General features: G+C 60.6%; 12 protein-coding genes and 1 pseudogene. 5 read left to right on the forward strand and 8 right to left on the reverse strand.

Annotated features, from left to right (window positions below; translation table 11 throughout):
- Positions 1–97: 97 nt before the first annotated feature.
- Positions 98–3799, forward strand: a complete 3702-nt coding sequence (locus tag BSK43_RS30410; RefSeq protein ID WP_077467245.1) for an autotransporter domain-containing protein — start codon at positions 98–100, stop codon at positions 3797–3799.
- A gap of 85 nt (positions 3800–3884) precedes the next feature.
- On the opposite strand, the gene BSK43_RS30415 is transcribed toward BSK43_RS30410, so the two are convergent.
- Genes BSK43_RS30415 through BSK43_RS30445 form a run of 8 tightly spaced genes read right to left on the reverse strand, consistent with a single transcriptional unit; the run spans position 3885 to position 10957 of the window.
- Positions 3885–5201, reverse strand: a complete 1317-nt coding sequence (locus BSK43_RS30415; protein WP_077467246.1) for an ArgE/DapE family deacylase — start codon at positions 5199–5201, stop codon at positions 3885–3887.
- 2 nt (positions 5202–5203) lie between these two features.
- Positions 5204–6160 (reverse strand): ABC transporter permease, encoded by a 957-nt coding sequence (locus BSK43_RS30420; RefSeq protein WP_077467247.1) that lies wholly within the window; start codon positions 6158–6160, stop codon positions 5204–5206.
- Positions 6157–7134: an ABC transporter permease gene (locus BSK43_RS30425; protein WP_077467248.1), complete on the reverse strand. Its 978-nt coding sequence runs from the start codon at positions 7132–7134 to the stop codon at positions 6157–6159. Before BSK43_RS30425 ends, BSK43_RS30420 begins: the two co-directional genes overlap by 4 nt.
- Before the next feature lie 17 nt (positions 7135–7151).
- Positions 7152–8138, reverse strand: coding sequence for an autoinducer 2 ABC transporter substrate-binding protein (locus BSK43_RS30430; RefSeq protein ID WP_077467249.1), 987 nt, complete (start codon positions 8136–8138; stop codon positions 7152–7154).
- Between the two features lie 31 nt (positions 8139–8169).
- Positions 8170–8502, reverse strand: a complete 333-nt coding sequence (locus BSK43_RS35890; protein WP_348641774.1) for an ATP-binding cassette domain-containing protein — start codon at positions 8500–8502, stop codon at positions 8170–8172.
- On the reverse strand, positions 8436–8939 hold the full coding sequence (locus BSK43_RS30435; RefSeq protein ID WP_246662733.1) for an ATP-binding cassette domain-containing protein: 504 nt from the start codon (positions 8937–8939) through the stop codon (positions 8436–8438). The genes BSK43_RS35890 and BSK43_RS30435 overlap by 67 nt, the downstream gene beginning before the upstream one ends.
- Before the next feature lie 25 nt (positions 8940–8964).
- Positions 8965–9732, reverse strand: coding sequence for a glutamine amidotransferase (locus BSK43_RS30440; protein WP_077467250.1), 768 nt, complete (start codon positions 9730–9732; stop codon positions 8965–8967).
- 37 nt (positions 9733–9769) lie between these two features.
- The gene (locus BSK43_RS30445; RefSeq protein ID WP_077467661.1) at positions 9770–10957 is read right to left on the reverse strand and encodes a carbohydrate kinase family protein; all 1188 of its coding nucleotides are present in this window, start codon (positions 10955–10957) and stop codon (positions 9770–9772) included.
- Between the two features lie 330 nt (positions 10958–11287).
- On the opposite strand from BSK43_RS30445, the gene BSK43_RS30450 reads away from it, so the two are divergent.
- The 4 genes and pseudogenes from BSK43_RS30450 to BSK43_RS30465 all read left to right on the forward strand — a co-directional run bounded on the left by BSK43_RS30450 (position 11288) and on the right by BSK43_RS30465 (position 15234).
- A complete protein-coding gene (locus BSK43_RS30450; RefSeq protein WP_077467251.1) occupies positions 11288–12664 on the forward strand; it encodes a cache domain-containing protein in 1377 nt (458 codons plus the stop codon).
- Positions 12661–13302: a response regulator transcription factor gene (locus BSK43_RS30455; RefSeq protein WP_077467252.1), complete on the forward strand. Its 642-nt coding sequence runs from the start codon at positions 12661–12663 to the stop codon at positions 13300–13302. The genes BSK43_RS30450 and BSK43_RS30455 overlap by 4 nt, the downstream gene beginning before the upstream one ends.
- 270 nt (positions 13303–13572) lie before the next feature.
- Positions 13573–13770 carry a DUF3311 domain-containing protein gene (locus BSK43_RS30460; protein ID WP_068391887.1) on the forward strand — a complete coding sequence of 66 codons (198 nt, stop codon included), beginning with the start codon at positions 13573–13575 and terminating at the stop codon, positions 13768–13770.
- A pseudogene (locus BSK43_RS30465) lies at positions 13760–15234 on the forward strand (sodium:solute symporter family protein). Before BSK43_RS30460 ends, BSK43_RS30465 begins: the two are co-directional and overlap by 11 nt.
- Positions 15235–15368: the final 134 nt, after the last annotated feature.

The raw sequence follows: 15368 nt of genomic DNA on the forward strand, positions 1-15368 counted from the left end.
GACCTAAGCGATCAATTCTGGCGCCGAATTTACAGAACGTTAACCATAAATGTCGTTTCTACAGATGTGCAACATCACGTTGTAGGAAGCATTTTCAATGTTGGCTGCGGCTCGCGCCATCTTGCGCATCTCGACCTTTCTCGTGCCGATTTCGGCCTGCCTGACGCCGGTAGCAGCCGGCGCGGCGTCGTTGTCGTGGACGGGCGCGGTCGATAGCGACTGGAGCAACGCCGACAACTGGTCGGCAGCCTCGGTCCCGAGCTCCATTACATCCGTCGTGATCGACGGCGGCAATCTTCCTGCCGAAGTCCTGGGTGGCAGCTCGGTTTCCGCGAGCGACCTGACGGTCGGTCTCGACGCCAATGGCGCCCTGACGGTTTTCGCCACCCTACATACATCGTCGGCCGCCTTGGGCTCCCACGCCGGCGCTACCGGTCTCCTTGACCTGACGGGTGCCGGTGCCAGCTGGCAAAATGACGGTACACTTGTCGTAGGCGATCAGGGAGCGGGAACATTCACGATCAGCGCCGGAGCGCAGTATCTGGGCGATGGAGCTGCCTATATCGGCAATGCAGCCGGCAGCGCCGGCAGCATCGCCGTGAACGGCCAATCGACCTTCACGCTCTCCAGCGGTCAGCCCCTGTTCATCGGCTATAACGGGCAAGGCTCTTTTGATGTGACATCGGGTGCAACCGCCAGCACCGGCGATGCGACACTCGGTTATGGCGCGGGCAGCACTGGCAACGCCTCGATTTCCGGCTCCGGAACCAGCTGGCAGATCAATGGCGATCTGATCGTTGGCGACAACGGTACTGGAACGATGGCCATATCCACGGGTGCAACCGTTTCAAACGACAATGCCACGATCGGCCTTGGGAGCAGCAACGGTACCAGTTCCCTGACGGTGTCGGGTCTCGGCTCGCAATGGACCACGAGCGGTGTCTTGACGGTGGGATCGAGTGGCGATGGTGCTCTCTCGGTTTATTCCGGAGCAACGGTTTCAAGTGCTTCTGCCATCGTCGGTCGCTTCGCCAGCGGCTCCGTCACGGTTGGTGGCTCCGGTTCGCTTTGGGATACCGGCGCGCTGCTGGTCGGCGGCGATCACGCCGACGCCGATAGTTCCGGCGCGGATGGCAGGCTTGATATCAGCACCGGTGGGGAAGTCAAAAGCACGTCGGCTGTCATTGCTGACGGCAAGAATTCGATTGGGGCGGTGACAGTCGATGGTGCCGGCTCGCATTGGGATATCAATGCCGATCTCGGGATCGGCAATCAGGGTGACGGATCGCTGACCGTATCGGGAGAGGCAAGTGTTAGCGCTGCGACGGCAACGCTCGGCAAGGAGACTCCATCGAGTGGCAGCGTGGTCGTTGTTGGAAGCAACAGCCATTTCGATATCAACGGCGACTTTGAAGACGGGGTAGCCGGCTCCGGGTCGTTGAAAGTTCTGGCCGGGGCCACGGCTTCCACTGGAAACGCCTCGCTCGGCACCGCTTCGGGCGGCAATGGCCAGGCACTTGTCAGCGGCGCTGGCAGCCATTGGGATATCAATGGCAAGCTGGAGATCGGCAGCGCAAATGGGGGAACGGGAGAGCTTGCGGTTTCATCGGCAGGCACGGTGAAAAGCCAGGGCGCCAGCATCGCGGCATCGTCAGGCTCAAGCGGTTCGGCGACTGTCACGGGTTCCGGTTCAAGCTGGAGCAATCAGGGTACGCTTGCCGTCGGTGATGCCGGAAACGGCAGCCTGGATGTCATTCTCGGCGGCAAGGTCAGCACGGCAAACGCTATCATCGGCAATGCTACGGGAAGCCGCGGCGCTGTGACCGTCACCGGCGAAGGATCGACCCTTTCCGTCGACAACGCGCTCACCGTCGGGCAGGCCGGTGACGCCGCCCTCACCTTGAGCGGCGGCGCAGCGCTTTCCGCCTCGAGCCTGACGATATCAGCCCAGACAGGATCGACAGCCTCGGTCAATATCGGATCGGCGCTCGGCCAGACCGCGACGGGGACTGCAACCCTCGACGTCGACGCCATTCATTTCGGCAGCGGCAATGGCTCTCTCGTCTTCAATTTCGCCGGTGCTCCCCAATCGTTGAATGCCGCAATCGATGGGACCGGATCCATCTATGTCGCATCCGGCAACGTTACGCTGACCGGCAATTCGAGCGCCTTCAGTGGTCTGACGACGATCACGGGCGGCAGCCTCATTGTCGATGGCACCTTGGGCGGCACGATTGCCTTGAGCGGCTATGGACAGCTCGGTGGAACAGGCACTGTCGGCTCGACGATTGTCGGAGCCGGTTCGACGCTAGCACCCGGCAACAACGGCGCCGGCACGCTGACGATCGATGGCGATCTTACCGCGCAAAGCGGCTCCACCATCCTCATCGAAGGGAATGGAACGACGTCCAGCCGGATCGACGTTACCGGGGCCGCCAACCTGACCGGCGGAACGCTCTCGCTGGTCGGCGCTGATCTGAAGGCCTTCACGAATTATACGATCATTTCGGCAGGAAATGGCATCTCCGGCAGCTTCGATGCCATTCAATCGAACTACGCCTTCGTCACCCCTGTTCTTGGCTACTCCGGCAATACGATCGATCTCACACTGGAGCGCAATGGCATCTCCTTTGCCACCGCCGGGGCGAATGCCAACCAGCGTTCAGCGGCACACGGCATTGAAAGCCTGGGGGCGTCGAACGCGCTCTATAATGCCGTCGCCGTGTTGAGCCTCAATGAAGCGTCCGGCGCGCTGAAGCAACTGGCCGGCGAGATTCACACGTCCCTTGCCAGCACGGCCTTCGACAATGGCCGCTTTGTCCGTGACGCCGCGATCGATCGCCTGCGCGGCCTGCAAGGTGGTGTCGCCAACAGCACCGCGCAGACACGAATATCGGGAGATGCAGGCCTTGCCTATACAGATGTCGGCCAGCGCCAGAAGACGGGATCGGAACGAGCGATCGATGACATCCTTTCCGACCCAGCCAACGGCCTCGCGACATTCTGGAGCGCGCCTTACGGGGGTTGGACGTCTTCGGACAATGGCAGCAGCAATACCGGCGGTATATTGTTCGGTTTCGATACCATGCTTGATGGCTCGGACTGGCGCGTTGGCGCGCTTGCAGGTTACGGCCGCAGCCGGTTCAGCCAATCGGGCGTGTCGGCCCATGCCGATACCGACAATTACAATGTCGGGCTCTATGCCGGCAGGCAGTGGGGCGCCCTGGCGCTTCGGCTCGGCGGCACCTATACCTTGCAATCCGTTTCAACTCTGAGAGACATTAATTTCTCGGGTTATTCGGACGAACTCAGAGCCGACTATTATGCGCATACGGCGCAGGTGTTTGGCGAGTTGGCCTATCAGGTCTCCGCAGGCGAGACTCGCCTCGAGCCTTTTGCAAACCTCACCTTCACCGATGTGCGGACCAATGCATTCTCTGAGCGCGGAGGGGCAGCGGCCTTGAGCGGAAGCGCCGATCAGTCTGCCATTACCTTCGCTACATTCGGTGTTCGTGCGGAGCGCGAGATCGCTCTGGCGGGCATGCCCGGCAAGCTCTACGGTTCCCTTGGCTGGCGGCACGCCTTCGGTGATCTCGATATCACGTCCCGCATGGCCTTTGCCGGCGGCGATATTTTCACCGAAAACGGCACGGTGGTCGATCAGGACTCGCTGGTGCTTGATGCCGGTTTCGATATTGCCCTCAGCCAGCGGGTGTCACTCGCAATGAACTACAGCGGCAGCTTCGGTGCTGAAAACCGAGCCCATCTCTTCAGGCTGCTCTTGCAAGCGCGCTATTGATTGCAGTGGGAAGGCCGACGCCGTGTGTTCAGCGTCGGAACTTGCATCAATCAAAATATCCGGGCCACATTACATGGACGCCCGGTCAGGCACACCATTTCTGCACGGCGAGTGCGATGGCCTTGGTGCAATTGACAAGGTCGCGAACTGAAACGCGTTCGTTCGGCTGATGCGCCTGAGCGGGATCGCCCGGTCCGAAATTGACCGTCGGCGTATTGCCAAGAGAGGTCGGGAGCCCGATATCGCTATGCGCCCCGAACCCGGAAAGTACGGGCGATAGTTCTGCGGTTTCGACCGCTTCCTGAAGCAGCTGCACGAACGGATCATCGGCCGGCACCTCCGCGCAATCGGCATCGAGGATCCATTCGACCCGCGCCGGATGCTGGCGAAGATAGGGATCTGCCTGGCAGATGTTGCGGACATGCTCCTCGATCTCCCGCTTCACATGACCGCCAAGGCCAAACTCGTCCTTTTCACTCGGCAGATATTGCGCATCGATGATGATCTCGGCCTTGCCTGCCATGGACGATGGATGCTCGCCCGCCTTCAGCTGGGTGACGATGATCTGGTTCGGCAGGTCCATGAGTGGATGGTTCTTCTTCGGGTCGAACATCCAGCGGCGGTTGAGAATGTCGATGCCATCAAGCATCTGGCGGCAAAGCTGCACTGCATCCACCGGGCCGCTCGTGTACCAGGAATTCGGCGTCAGCTCGGCGTGACCGCCGATCCCGTCGATGATGATCTTGCCCCACAGAATGCCGTGGCAGAGCGGAGCGATGCGGTTTGCCGTCGGCTCCGTCATGATGCCAGCATCCGCTCGGAAGCCGCGATCGACCATGGCAAGAGACCCCATGCCGCCGATCTCTTCATCGACTACCGTCGTGAAGACCACGTCGCCTTTCAGCGGGATATTCATCTCCTTCAGGATCTCGACTGCCATGAGCATGCAGGCGACCCCGCCCTTCATGTCGACGGTGCCGCGTCCATGCAGGAAACCATCCTTGAGCACCGGGCCGAAAGGATCGGTCGTCCAATGCTCGGGCGCGCCGGGCGGCACGACATCGATGTGACCAGTCAGCATGATGGAACGCCCGCCGCCGGTTCCTTTCAGCACGCCGCCGAGATTCGGCCTTCCCTCGAAGGTCCTGCCTTTGTTTGCACCCGGGCGCCCCTCGTATTTGGCATAGAGCGCCGGACCATCCGGATCCCACAGATCAGTGGTAAAGCCGAGGCTTTCGAGACGCTTTTGAAGATAGAGCTGGCAATCGCGCTCGCCGGGGCCGGCTTCCTTCGGGTTCGATTTAACGATCGACGGAAAAGAGACGAGATCGCTCAGCGTTGCGACGATGCGCTCATGTGCGGCCTCGACCCGTTCGGCAATCAGTTTTTCAATGGATGGCATGGTTATCTCCAGCGTTTCGAAAGGCGGTCTATCAACAGGACGGCGATCAGCAGCGCGCCGACGATGCCGACTTGCCAGACCGTATTGACGTTCAGTTGCAGCAGGCCGGTTTTGAGAGTGATCAGCAGAATGACGGCGGCGAGAACGCCGCCAACTCCGCCGACGCCGCCGGTAATGGCGACGCCTCCAAGCATCACGGCCGTCAGGGATTCAAGTTCGAGGTTCTGCCCGATATTCGGCCGGGCGCTGCCGAGCCAGGCGATCGAGACGAGCCCGGCAAGGCCGGCCAAGGCGCCGCTGAGCGCATACATGGTGAGCCGGGCGCGATCGACCGGAATACCCACAAGCCGCGCAGAACGTTCGTTGTAGCCCATGGCGAAAATCCAGCATCCCCATGCCGTTCGCATCAGCAGCAGGGAACCGACGGCAAATACCGGAACGACAATGGTAATGAAGGGAACCGGCAAACCGAAGACCACTCCCCTTCCCCATGTCAGCAGCCAGGCGGGAACGCCGGATTGCGCGGCTCCACCCGTCAATGCGACGGCGAGGCCCGAGTAGATGAAGAGCGTCCCGAGTGTGGCGATCAAGGGGAGTATGGAGAGGCGCGTCACCAGCAGACCGTTGAAGGCGCCGAGCGCCGCTCCGGCAACGATGCAAACAAGCGGGATGGCAAGCACCGGCATGCCGCTCTTGACCGCAAGCATGGTGATGACCGCCGATAGCGACGCGATCCCGCCGACCGAGAGATCGATGCCCGCACCGCCGGCGAGTACGACCAAGCCCTGCCCCAGTGCCACAAGCGCCAGAATGGTCGAGAACTGGAGGATGGTGGTGACGGTTGCCTCGCCAAACATGGATGGCTTGAAGAACGCAAGCAGGATGACCACCGCGATCCAAAGGGCCGCCAATAGAAGCAGGATGCGAGAGGAACCGTTCATTGCTGGATTGCTGGTCATCCGCGCATCCACTTCGTCTTCAGTGCAACGAGTTGCGAGGTCGGCATCTCCAGTGCGAGGACGCCGATGAGAAGGGCGCCCGTCACCACCGGCTGCCAGAGCGAGGGCACGCCGACCAGCAGCAGGCCGTTCTGCAGAATTCTGAGAAGAATGACGCCAAGGGCCGTGCCGATGAGGCTGCAACGGCCGCCCATGATGCTGGTGCCGCCGAGGACGACGGCGGCGATTGCATCCAGCGCCAGTGTCGATCCGATCGCCATTTCCACATTGCGGTAGTTGGCGACGTAAAAGCTTGCGGCAAGACCGGTCAGTGCGCCGCTGACGACGAAGGTCGCAAGACGTACCTTCGTCACCGGAACGCCGGACAGACGCGCCTTCTCCTCGGAATTGCCAATCGATAGAAGGTGCGGGCCGAAGGGCGTGCGCCGCAATGCTAGCCAAAGCGCGAGATAGACGATGGCGATGGCAATGGCAGCAACGGGGATGCCCAAGACCGTCGCTCCCAGGAACCCTGTCAGGTTGGTCGGCAGGCCCGACAGCCACTGGCCGCCGAGCAATGCAAAGACCGCCGTTCGATAGACGCCAAAGAGACCGAGCGTTCCGACGATTGCCGGAATGCGCCCGATGACGACGACGCTGCCTGTGAGCAGACCGAGTGCCGCGCCGATGGCCGGCCCCAACAATGCCGCGGGCAACGCGCCCCAACCCGCGAGCAAGGCATTCGCAACCCCGATTGCGGCAAGACCCATGACAATGCCGATGGAGACATCGATGCCGCCCATGGCAAGCAGCAGGGTCATGCCGAGACCGACGAGCATCAATTCGATGCTGTTACGGATGATGGTATCAATATTGCCCATTGTCGCAAAAAAGGGCGATGCGACGGTGAAGACGAGCGCGGCGAGAATGATTGCGCTGAATAGCGCCCATTCACGTCCGCCCATGGCTAAGAAGTGTGGACTAGACCGTCGCATTGCCTGATCATCCACGTTCAGAAGTTGAACTTGTCGACATTGTCGGCAGTGAAGATCGCTGGAGGTCCGAGCAGCAGGATGCCCTTGGCTGCGTCGTAGGTGACGGGAGCAGCAAAGCCTGGAACCGTATTCTCAGCCGCAAAGGCCTTGCCGTCAATCAGCTGCTTGCCGGCCCAAACAGTCAGATAGCCGAGTTGCGCTGGATCCCACAGAACCGTGAAGCCGAATGCGCCGCTTTTCAGATAGGCGCGAGCGGTATTCGGGCTGCAATAGCCGGTGCCAATAACCGTGCCGATCTTGCCCGCCGTCTCGATGGCCTGCGCCACGCCAGGGCATGTCGAGGAGGCAACCGCGATGATCGCCTTGAGATCGGGGTTGGCAGTCATGAGGTCACCGGCAATCTGGCCGGCGCGCTGTGCGGTGCCGCCGGCATATTGCGGCTCGAGCAGCTTGAGCTTGGGATATTTGGCAGCGGCACGCTGCTTCATGAAGCCGATCCAGGCGTTGAGGTTTGACGCCGTAGCCTCACCGGAAACGATCCCGATCTTGGCGTCGTCTCCGACCCGCTTGACCAGTTCATCGATGATGGCACCGCCGAGGCCTTCATCGGTCGCCTGTGCGACATAGACGGCACGGCCGCTATCGGGAGCATCGCTGTCGCTGGTGAACAACTTGACGCCCTTCGCCTTGGCCGCCTCGACGACGGGCGCGATGGAGGACGCGTCGAGCACGCTGACGGAAACCGCATTGACGCCCTGATCGATCAGGTTCTGCACGATCTGGAGCTGGTCGACGGGGTTCGTATCGACGGGACCGGAGTAGATGAAATCCACGCCGAGGTCGTTAGCGGCGCGCTTGCCGCCTTCTTCCATGGCGTTGAAATAGGGAATGCCGATCAGCTGGGGCACGAACGCAACTTTAGGCTTGTCCTGAGCGACAGCCGCCGATGCAAGAGCCAGGCCCAGTGATGATGCTATGAATGCCTTCTTGAATTGATTGAACATTTTATGATCCTCTGGAGATTGAACGCGCTTTTTATTTATTGTTTTCAAGCGCCCGCACGTCGGGATGAGCGCCTGTTATGAGGGAGACGATTTCTTCGGGTGTCGTTTCGAGCCGCCGTCTTTCGGCGACCTTGCGGCCTCGGCGGAAGACGACCATGCGGTCGGCAACCTCGAAGACGTCGGCAATGTTGTGGCTGATCAGCACGACGGCGCAGCCGCGCTCGGCGAGCCGCCGTGTCAGCGACAGCACCTTGCGTGTCTCGGCAACCGCGAGCGCTGCCGTCGGCTCGTCCATGATCACCAGCTTGGCATTGAGATTGAGGGCACGGCAGATGGCGACCGCCTGGCGCTGACCACCGGACAGACTGCGACCGGTGCCTCCGGATCGGAAATATGAGCCTCAAGCTCGTGCAGGAGGGCATCGACGCGCTCGCGCATTTCCGTCCGCCGCAGAAAAGGGATGCCGAGTACGGATCGCTTCAATTCGCGGCCGAGGAAGACATTTTCGGCAATCGACAGGTTCTCCGACAGAGCAAGCTCCTGGAAAATCGTGGCAATACCGGAGCTTGCCGCATCCTTCGGCGAGGAGAAATTGACCGGTTGCCCCTCGACGAGAAGCTCGCCGTCGCTCTGGGCATGGGCGCCGGCCAGGATCTTAACGAAAGTGGATTTGCCGGCGCCGTTGTCGCCGAGCAGGGCCAGGACTTCGCCGCTGTTGATATCGAGATCGACGCCGGTCAGCGCCGCCAGTGCGCCGAAGCGCTTGCTGATGCCGTTTGCCCGCAGGAATGGCTGTGTCATTGTCGATCCCCTTGCTTGGTGGGCCTCATGCAGCATGGCTGACCCACCGCAGGATGTTCTTCCAGAGAGTGGCGTAGCCCGGCCAGGCGACGAATTCGTTCGGCAGCCAATGCGGCCCGATATCCGAGGTCCAGGCGACGGTGCGGCCCTTGCCGTATCCGCCGGTCACGAGCAACGGATGGCCGCCCTCGGTTTCGGGCAGCGTGGCAAGAACCTCGACGCCGGGCTGCTGCTTGACCACGACCTCGTTGGCGCCGAGAAGCAGCGGCCATTCGCCGTCTATACCGGCCAGAATTGGATGCTTCTGCTTGATGTCAGCCCGAAATCCCTCCGGAATCTCAAGCCGATCGTCATAGGGCAGGCAGGTCACAGGCAGCGCTTCTTCGACCGGCGTCCGGCGCCAGCGCGCCTTCCCGTCGATGCCCTGGAAACTGAAATACCCGCCGGCCATCACCAGGCCGCCGCCCGCTGCCGTCCAATCGCGAATAATCTTGAGCCGGTTTGCCACGGGCTTGCCGTGCAGCCAGACGGCCGGCGGCAGAAGCAGGGAATTCGCGCCGATATCCGAGAGGATTATGGCCTGATAGGCGGACAGTTCCTCCAGCGAAAACGGGAACTTCTCCACCGTGTCATGCGCGGTCATGTAGGTGATGTCGAATTCGCTGCCCTGGAGCGCGGCAACCAGTGGCTCCGCGCCGAGGTGAAACGTGACGCTGCCAAACTGATCGAAGCCCTTGTAATGAGTGGCCGAGCTCACCCAACTTTCTCCGACCAGCAGAACCTTAATCGTCATCATTATCTCCTTGCGTAATTTCGGTTGGACATGGCGGTCACATCCGGACCGCGGTTTTTACTTCGATCGATGGCAGCAGGGCCTTGATCTCGTCGGCGCTTGCAGGCCGTCCCTGCGCGCCTTCGGCCGTTGTTGTCAGGCTGGCGCCGATCGCGGCGTGACGCGCGGCGTCGGCAAGCGACTTGCCGTGCAGCCAGAGGCTGAGGAATATTCCCGCGAAGGCGTCACCAGCGCCCGTGGCGTCAACCCGCGTCACCGGCAGTGCCGGAACCTCAATGGTCGTGCCGCCGCCTTTCTTGAAGACGACAGCTCCGAATTCGCCGAGCGTCAGCACGACGTCGCCACGCGTCTTGATCCGTTTGAGAATGTGTTCCGCTTCATCCAGCATCGATGCCAGCGGCGTGCGTATGCCGAAGACTTCCCGAAACGTCTCATCATTGATGAAGGTCAGATCGACTTGCCCGATCAGATCGGCAAAGGCTGCCGGCGTCCGCGAGCCGGCGGGAAGCCCGGCGGTGTGCAGGCTCACCTTCCAGCCAGCGGCATGAAACCGGGCGATCGAAGGGATCATCCGTTCGTAGTGAAAACCTTCAATGTGAACGCAGGAGCGGACATTGGCCGGAGCGATCTCCATATTTTCGGTCAAGTCGATCTCGCTCAGCTCGAATGTCTCGTGGATGATCGTCCTGCTGCCATTGGCCTCGATGATCACGATCGCCCGCGGCAGGCGGTTCTTGATGGGCCGGCGAATGGGGAGAACATTGACGTTACGCGCCAGCAATTCGGCCAGCGCCCATTCACTGTCCCCGTCATCTCCGATTGCCGTCGCAAGGTCGATCTGAAGCTCGTAAGGGGCGCCGACGCCAGCGGCGGCAACGGCCAGATTGGCGGCGGGGCCGCCAAGCGCCTTGTTGATGTGCTCGGCCGCCACGCGATCGTCCCGATGGGGAAGAACGGGGACGCGGCAGAGATAATCGAGGCAAATATGGCCGACGACGAGCAGCCGCGGATTGCCCTCCTTTGCCTGAACCGTCTTTGCTGACAGCATCGGCAAGGAACGGGCAAATACGCTCGGGCGATAGGCGAGCTTCTGTATGGCTGCCTGGATCCGCTCGGCCGTCTCGGCTTTGACGGGAACCGTTTCGTTCAGGAAATTGGACACGGTTCCGACGGAGACACCGGCGGCGCGCGCTACATCTGCAATTGTCGGACGTCCCTTTTTCATGGCTTCCCGATCCATTGAAACGCTTCAAATGCTATGGAGCCATCAGGGGTACGTCAAAGAAATCGAAATCTAATTTTGACCTGCATTTCGCTTTCAGAGGCAAGAATTGCCGATTTTCGGAAGAAAATTGACTACGCCGGGCGGAAATTGAATTTCCTTCAATTGATCGCAAAGTGCGCGCCAGATCGCCGTCAGCTCTCAAGGTGGACTTCCGAGAGGGGTCTATGCCCGATACTCCTTGACACTTATGGATGTGCACCGCTGAGAAGCCGTTGAATTCGTATCCAACACGCGCCATGGTTCCGCGTCGGTTCTTGGGAGGAGCAATCGTTGACACTACGCAACCAGATTATTGCGCTCGCGCTTGCGCCTCTCGTGATTTCGATTCTGGCAATCACCGCCTTCATTACCTGGCAATCGATCACCCTTACCAAGAGCAATATCGAGACCTTCGAGCAGAACATGCTGAAGGCGAAGGAAAAGGAAATCGTCAACCTTACAAATCTTGCAGTGTCGGCCATTCAGGCGACCTATCGGGATGCAGCGCCGGACGACCAGGCTGCGAAGGACGAGGTTGCCGCGATCCTGACATCCCTTGACTACGGCCCGGACGGATATTTCTTCGTCTACGATTATGATGGGAACAACATCGTTCATCCGCGCGAGAAATTTCGCAACGGACGCAATTGGCTTGATTTGACCGACCCGGACGGTGACAAGGTCATCGCGGAGCTCATCAAAACAGCAAAAGCCGGCGGAGGCCTGCATCAGTATAAATGGGAGAAGCCCTCCACCGGCCGTGTCGCCGATAAGCTCTCATTCGCTGTCGGCCTTGACAAATGGCACTGGGTTGTCGGAACCGGCGTCTATCTGGACGATATTTTCATCCAGACCGCGGCTGCCAATTCCGCCATGCGAGCCAACATAAGAGGAACCTTCATCGTCGTCACACTCATTGCCGTTCCTGCCGTTCTGGTCGTTTTCACGACCTGCATGCTGCTGACCTTCCGCGAGCGACGCATGGCCGATGGCCGGCTCAAGGAGCTGACGCAAAGGGTGATCGATACGCAGGAAGAGGAGCGCGCGCGGCTTGCCCGTGAACTGCATGACGGCGTGTCGCAGAACCTCCTCGGCGTGCGCTACGTCATGGATCTTGCCAACCGCAAGGTACGAAACCAGGTCGATGACGCCGCCACGACGATCGAGAAGGGTATCGATACCCTTAACAGCGCGATCAAGGACATCAGGCGACTCTCGCATGATCTCCGTCCCCGCGTGCTCGATGATCTCGGCCTGACGGCGGCACTCACCGCACTCGCGAACAATTTCGCCGAGCGGACCGGGATCGCGACCGAGATCGAGACTTCGGGCTTCATCAGTATGTTGAAGCCTGAGGCGAGCACGGCACTCTACCGGGTCGCTCAGGAGGCATTGAACAACGTAGAACGCCATTCCGGCGCGACGTTTCTCACGATCAAGCTCTGGAGCGATCGGGGGCGCGCACGCCTGCGAATTGCGGACAACGGCATTGGTTTTGACGGCACTGAGGACAGCAAGGGCGGGCTCGGGCTCCGGAATATGCAGGAACGGATGGCGCATTTCCGCGGCCTGCTTCTCGTCCAAAGCACGGCCGATGGCACGACACTTATTGCGATGCTGCCGAAATCGGCCAATGCCTCGCCAAGAGCAAGGGTGGACGCAGCATGAAAAGAGACAGGATCAGCGTTCTGCTGATCGACAATCATCCCGTGGTGCTGGACGGACTGAAAGCCGTGCTGGAGACCTTCGATCATATCGAGGTGGTGGGTACGGCAGGCCTTGCGCAAATCGGCTTGGAGATTGCCCGAAGGACGCTGCCACAAGTGACCTTGATGGATATCAACATGCCGAAGCTCAGCGGCATTGATGCGATCGAACTCTTTCGCCGCGAGGTTCCGCAGACGCGGATCGTGATGCTGTCCATGCATGACAGCCGCGAATATATTTCTTCGTCGATCATGCACGGCGCAGTCGGATATATTCTCAAGGACGTGTCGACCGACGAAGTCGTCTGCGCCATCGAAACCGTGGCTGGCGGTGGGACTTATTTTTCATCCGGCGTGCGCGACATATTGATAGCGGACCAGATCCAAAGGGAAGCCGACCCGCTGACGGCGCGCGAACGCCACATCCTGGGTTTGATCGTCATAGGCCGCAGCAACCGCGAGATCGCCGAAGAACTCGGAATTACACCCGCGACGGCCGAAACGCATCGCAAGAATTTGAAGAAGAAGCTCGGCATCGCCACAACGGCCGGTCTGATCCGCTACGCTCTTGACCACGGGATCGCTGCAGGAGCGGCTTAACGTGCGTCTACCCACTTCTGGGTAGGCCCGCACACTTCGCATCTGCATGCATCTTGTTCGGGCAGCAGGCTCGCCGTAGGACATTACCAGCGGCTGGCCATCGGCGGGCCGTTGGGAGGAATTCACATTCGTCAGTCTGTTTCCGCATAGCCAAAGCTTCTTGGTTTACGCCAATGAATGCGCGCTGCAATCGCGGACTGACGCGCGCCGCCTTCCACTCTGACAACTGCAACATGGTGGCGCGGACGCGCCGCCTGAGAGGTATCGGATATGGACAAACGCTTTGGGACGGCGGCCTGCTGGCTGCTGGTGATACCGTATATAGGCTTGCTCTGGGTGCCGTTTTACAACAGCCACGATCCGGTCTTGCTGGGCTTTCCGTTCTTCTACTGGTACCAGCTCGCCTGGGTGCCGATCACCGCGTTCCTGACCTGGATCGCCTATCGGAGCATGCGCCATGATGACTGAGATCGATCCGACAGCACTGGCCGTCTTCATCTTCTTCCTGGCGCTCGTCACCGTCATGGGCTTCGTCGCCGCCCGCTGGCGCCGGCCAAAGACCCTTGCCCATATCGACGAATGGGGTCTCGGCGGCCGCACCTTCGGCACCTGGATCACCTGGTTCCTCGTCGGTGGCGATTTCTACACCGCCTATACCGTGATCGCCGTCCCCGCTTTGGTCTATACCGTCGGCGCCTATGGCTTCTTCGCGCTGCCCTATACGATCGTCGTCTATCCCTTCGTCTTCATGGTCATGCCGCTTCTGTGGCGGCGCGCCAAGGATCACGGCTATGTCACGGCCGGCGATATCGTCCATGGCCAATATGGCTCACGGTCGCTCGAACTGGCGGTGGCACTGACAGGCGTCATCGCCACCATGCCCTATATCGCCCTGCAGCTCGTCGGCATGACGGCGGTGTTCAAGGCGCTGGGGCTGCATGGTGAGCTGCCGCTTGCCGTCGCCTTCATCATCCTGGCGCTCTATACCTATTCGGCCGGCTGCGTGCCCCGGCGCTGATCGCTTTCGTCAAGGACATCATGATCTATATCGTGGTCATTGCCGCCATCGCGCTCATCCCGGCCAAGCTTGGCGGCTATGCCAATGTCTTTGCCGCCGCCGATGCCGACTTCAAGGCCAAGGGAGCGGGCAGCCTGCTGCTCGGCGGCAACCAGTATGTCGCCTATGCGACGCTGGCGCTCGGCTCGGCGCTGGCCGCCTTCATGTATCCGCATACGCTGACCGGCATCTTCGCCTCCAACAGCGGCAACACCATCCGCAAGAATGCGGTGCTGCTGCCGGCCTATACGCTGCTGCTGGGTCTGCTTGCCCTGCTCGGCTATATGGGCCATGCGGCCAATCTGAAGCTGGATAGCCCGAACGATGTCGTGCCGGCGCTGTTCCAGACCCTGTTCTCCAGCTGGTTTGCCGGCTTTGCCTTTGCGGCCATCGCCATCGGTGCGCTGGTGCCGGCGGCGGTGATGAGCATTGGCGCTGCCAATCTCTTCACCCGCAACTTCTGGAAGGCCTATGTCGATCCGAATGTGTCCGATGCCGGCGAGGCGAAGGTGGCCAAGATGACCTCGCTGGTCGTCAAGGTCGGCGCGCTGCTGGTCATCATCTTCCTGCCGACGCAGTTCGCGCTCGATCTGCAGCTCTTGGGCGGCATCTGGATCCTGCAGACGTTGCCGGCGCTGGTCTTCGGCCTCTACACCAGATGGTTCCGGGCACCGGCACTGCTGGCCGGCTGGATCGTCGGCTTCTTCGGCGGCACCTATCTCGTCTGGGATGCCGGCTGGAAGCCGTTGCATGCGATCACACTCGGCGACACCAGCTTCACCGTCTATACCGGCCTCCTGGCGCTTGCCGCCAACATCGTCGTGTCGGTAGTCCTCAATGCCGTCATACCGGCAAGGGCGACGGCGCGAGGCTAAAATATGCCAGGCCGAAGGACGGCAAGATACCATCCTTCGGCCTGGATATTGATCTTCGAAAAACTGTCGAGCGGAACACAGTCAGCTCAAAGCAAGTTTTCGTGATAGTGAAGAAGATATAATTATTTCAACGA

The sequence above is a fragment of the Rhizobium sp. P44RR-XXIV genome (genome assembly GCF_001999485.2).
Lineage (GTDB): Bacteria > Pseudomonadota > Alphaproteobacteria > Rhizobiales > Rhizobiaceae > Rhizobium.